Genomic DNA, 3,915 nt, shown 5'->3' with positions numbered 1-3,915 from the left:
CTCCAATCGGATAAGGGTCTGTCCCGCTAAAATTAGTGAGATGTTCAATAACAGCAGCAACCATGCTTTTAGGCTCATTGATTCACCTGTTTCTGAGGAACAACCTCGAATATCGTTAAGATATCCGTTCCCTGATTTAACAGAGTGTAATCATGCGATTCTTCTACGCTTTTCACGATGCTTAAACCTAATCCCAGTCCGCTTTACAGCAACAGCCATCTTCCCTAGATGCTCCAATGGCACCTCTCTACGACAACGATGTTTCTGCTGCCAGTCGCTGAAAACTGGATATTCGGTATTTGATACCTTGTCAGGCTGGTTCTTAGAATCTTTAAGGATGTAGTTAGTCAGCCGTTCTAACTGATCGCTATCGGGTATCTCCCCCACCTGTTTCAGATACGTTTCAATTAGATCATCCACTGCTTTAATCCGCCATTGAACCGGCATATCCTGAGTAATCAAATGGGTCACCGCTGTAGCAAAGGATTCCTTATAGTTCGCTTCTGTTGAGAAAACCATCACGCCACCTCTTTCTTCTCATTGACCTCGACGATCCGCTGGATGGCAGTTCGAATATGATCGCTAACAGCCTGCTGGGAAATGTTCATCCAGTGGGCCGCTTCCTTTTGGTACATATCCCGACCGTAGACCAGATACAGTGATAGCTGTTGCCGTTTCGTTAATCGGGCCTCCTTAATGGATTGAGCCAAGTCCAGTAGTAATACACTGGCATCATAATCACCACGGAGGAAGCGAGATTCGCGGACATGATGCAGTTGGGTCAGTAGGGCCACGACTCCCTCCTCTTTATCTAACGGGTACTTATCATCCAATCGCTTTCGTTTAGAGTCCAAATCCAAGACTTTCCCCATTAAGCCACGTCCTTTGTAAATCGTAGTAAGACGGAATCCATCATGCAGTACAGTTCATGCAGTGATCCTTCGTTGACGATTTCAAAGTCAACGGCGAGTTTATCTACAGTTCGTTCTGTTCGATGACGAATCTGATCCAACTTCACTTCTTCGCCCAAGGCTTTCATCCGATGAATACGTGTAATTTCTTTAGACCGGATTCTACCAGTTCGATATCCGGCTTTCACCAAAGCGAAGTATTCATTCCACTGGCGAAGATCGCTGATAACGATGTTGTCAAAAGGACCGGCTTCAAGTTCAATCTGTCTGAGCAGGTGATTGACCCAAACATCGGGATTGACTTGTCTTACAGCTTGACCGAGTTCTTGATACAGTTCACGCGGTTTACCGTTTCGGTCAGCATCTGGGAACAAGTCCTTACATATGTCCCGGATGGCGTCGCCAAAGGCGAAGCGTTTGAATCCGAAATGATTCACTAAATAGTCCGCTGCCACATCCTTCCCCGAACGCATTTTACCGGTAAGAGCGATTTTTACTCCAGTCATTATGCAGCCTCCTTGAATTGTTGTTGTTCAACGGCTTCCCATCGCTTTAGAATCGTGAGTCGCTTTGCTTTCCGTTCATAAAGGTTAATATCATGCGACGTTAGCCCTTTGATTTTCCGCTGCTCTCCGGCCTTCACGTTTTTGGCTACGCTGTTGATGAAGGTCACAAACATTCGTGCTTCCGCTTCGTGCATCTTGAGTAACTGCCGATAGTCGATGAGGTTTTTCAATCTTGGCGACCTCCAATTTCGTCCAGATATAATCGTCGGCTTCAAGTTCGTAGCACTTCTTCCCGCCCCAAGGGATGAACGCGATGGTGTTCTTGGTGGTCTGGATGTCCTCCAAATGGGAAGTCTTCATCACGGTGAACTGGGGCTTAGCCGTTTGATACCCATTGAGCCAAAGGATTGAAGCATTTTGGGCAATGTAGCTGTTCAGTTGGTCCTCTTTCAAACGAAACCTAAATAGCCACTCATTATTAAACTTGACCTCAACCGGCTTGCCGTTTAACTGATAGTCCGCTTTGGTCGACACGTTCTTCCGAGATAGCAGCTTCCCAGAGTTATCACACCCGCTGTCCATAATGCTCAGCCGTTCGCCATACTTCTTTTCATAGTGGGCGACGTAGGCATCGATAATCTTTCGTTCCACCTTTGCTCCGTAGTGGATATCCTCTGCAAACTGTTCCACCGTTCGATTATCCATTCGATACCGGTCATGGACGATTGAAGACACGTTTATTTCCCCTTCCCTATCTGTTTTTGGCAATAAAAAAGGAGGGCTTCAACACGCCCTCGCCCTTGCGACCTCTGCGTATTCCTCTTCACGTTCGATAAGGATAAAGTCAAATCCGTTCTTCCTAGCTGCTACTGCTGTACTTCCGCTGCCACCGAATGGGTCAAGGACAATGCCACCAGGTGGTGTAACCAGCTTAATCAGCCAAGCCATTAAGTCTACCGGCTTTACAGTGGGATGATGGTTGCGGCTTTTTACCGCCTGCCGTTCACGGCCGTCCATGGTGTATTTACTGTTAATGACGCCACGACCTGAACCGGGATAAGTCCGCCGTTCTTCAAGGTTGATAACGTTACCTTGCCAGTCACTGTTCCGGTCTTTCTTACTGGCCTTCTTGGAGATTTCTTTGGAAGTAATATTAAAGAATTGGCTGTACCACTCGTCGCCATCGGTAGTCACACAGTTGGCCGGGAATCGGCCTTCATCTATTTGTTCTGATGGAACTCGGCAATCTCGGATGTTAACCGCACCTGTTCCGAACTGTTCAACATTCTCGCAAGTATTGCCCTCCATAGGCTTTCTACCCATAATGATCCCTTCATGTGAAGGTTTCAGCGATGTCCCCCACCCGTCCCATTTCTTAGCGAGGTCAGTCGCCGGTTCGGTAATGTAATGAACGATCTTCCCCGTCTGCTCGCCAGCGAATAGCGACGAGCCATACGCCCTGCCGTGTCCGTTACGTTTATCAGGTACTTCCCGTTCCCCGATGATATGCCGTTCCACTCCGGCTCGTTTATCGAAAGTTTTACTCACGTCCATGCTTTTCGGGAAGCCACTGGTGTACAGCCATTCGATCACATCACGGATTTCAAACCCGGCCATTCTAAGGGCGATGGTCATTAGGTCTTGGGGTCGCGTACCGGAGGAGCAAAGAATGTGGCCGCCGGGCTTCAAGACGCGAAACACTTCTCGCCAGATGGCGGGTCCCGGGACAAATGAGTCCCAGGACTTGCCCATGAAGCCTTTGGCTTGATGGGTGTAATCCTCGCCAGCCATCCACTTTGAGAGAACTTCTCGGATGTTTGGTTCTTTGGAGAGGCCGTATGGTGGATCGGTTACGCAGGCGTCGAGGGAGTTATCAGGTAAGGCTTTAAGAACTTCTAAACAGTCACCTGTGAGAACTTGGTTCATTAATTGATTTTTCAAACAACAACCCCCTAGAATAGATTGGGATATTCTTGTTATAATAGGTGCAAGCCATCGAAGAGGTAGCAAATGCTGGAGGTGCTGTACATGAGCTTGATTTTTGCAATCGTTGTTTCTTTGTTGCTCGTTATTGTTGCCGGAGTGGTATTTGCTTCCGACACTACCCATTACAAGATTGCGTTGAAAAGATTCGGAAAGGGCGAAATTAGCTTTGGTGAATATCAACTTTTACGACGCAACATAGCGAACTTGCCGTCACGAAATCATGCAATTCGTTAAGAGTTAACTTGCCTTATCCCACATCGTCTTTGACAACTTTCCCACGGTTTCCATCAACAACTCATACACGTCCAGGTCCATTACATCGGCCTGGGCGTTGTTGTTTTTACTAACCAATCGCCTCAAGGTCAGTCGCTGTTCCCGTAGCTTCCGCATCGCCCGGTTATGCCCCTCGATATGGGGGCCGTGGTACTCCTTCAGCGTATCCCACTTCTCGGCGTCCAGAGTGCGGATAGCCTCAAACATGGAATTAACGATTTCACGGGTTTCGCCTTGAG

General features: G+C 47.9%; 7 protein-coding genes. 1 reads left to right on the top strand and 6 read right to left on the bottom strand.

Annotation, left to right across the window (positions count from 1 at the left end):
• Positions 1-150 precede the first annotated feature (150 nt).
• The 5 genes from H1S01_RS19730 to H1S01_RS19710 form a co-directional block, all read right to left on the bottom strand.
• Complete coding sequence (locus tag H1S01_RS19730; RefSeq protein ID WP_188042095.1) at positions 151-519, bottom strand: pseudouridine synthase family protein; 369 nt, start codon at positions 517-519, stop codon at positions 151-153.
• A complete protein-coding gene (locus H1S01_RS19725) occupies positions 519-872 on the bottom strand; it encodes a sigma factor-like helix-turn-helix DNA-binding protein (protein ID WP_188042094.1) in 354 nt (117 codons plus the stop codon). The genes H1S01_RS19730 and H1S01_RS19725 overlap by 1 nt, the downstream gene beginning before the upstream one ends.
• Positions 872-1,417 carry an AAA family ATPase gene (locus H1S01_RS19720; RefSeq protein ID WP_188042093.1) on the bottom strand — a complete coding sequence of 182 codons (546 nt, stop codon included), beginning with the start codon at positions 1,415-1,417 and terminating at the stop codon, positions 872-874. The genes H1S01_RS19725 and H1S01_RS19720 overlap by 1 nt, the downstream gene beginning before the upstream one ends.
• A 90-nt stretch (positions 1,418-1,507) precedes the next feature.
• Positions 1,508-2,152: a hypothetical protein gene (locus H1S01_RS19715; protein ID WP_188042092.1), complete on the bottom strand. Its 645-nt coding sequence runs from the start codon at positions 2,150-2,152 to the stop codon at positions 1,508-1,510.
• A gap of 48 nt (positions 2,153-2,200) precedes the next feature.
• A complete protein-coding gene (locus tag H1S01_RS19710) occupies positions 2,201-3,358 on the bottom strand; it encodes a DNA-methyltransferase (RefSeq protein ID WP_188042091.1) in 1,158 nt (385 codons plus the stop codon).
• A gap of 69 nt (positions 3,359-3,427) precedes the next feature.
• Between H1S01_RS19710 and H1S01_RS19705 the strand changes: the two genes are divergently transcribed.
• Complete coding sequence (locus H1S01_RS19705; RefSeq protein ID WP_188042090.1) at positions 3,428-3,637, top strand: hypothetical protein; 210 nt, start codon at positions 3,428-3,430, stop codon at positions 3,635-3,637.
• Positions 3,638-3,640: 3 nt separating this feature from the next.
• On the opposite strand, the gene H1S01_RS19700 is transcribed toward H1S01_RS19705, so the two are convergent.
• Positions 3,641-3,915: hypothetical protein (locus tag H1S01_RS19700; RefSeq protein WP_207732428.1), on the bottom strand; the 275-nt coding region annotated here is incomplete at its 5' end.

It is taken from the genome of Heliobacterium chlorum (genome assembly GCF_014502795.1).
Classification (GTDB): domain Bacteria; phylum Bacillota; class Desulfitobacteriia; order Heliobacteriales; family Heliobacteriaceae; genus Heliobacterium; species Heliobacterium chlorum.
This window is presented reverse-complemented; position numbering and strand designations above follow the sequence as displayed.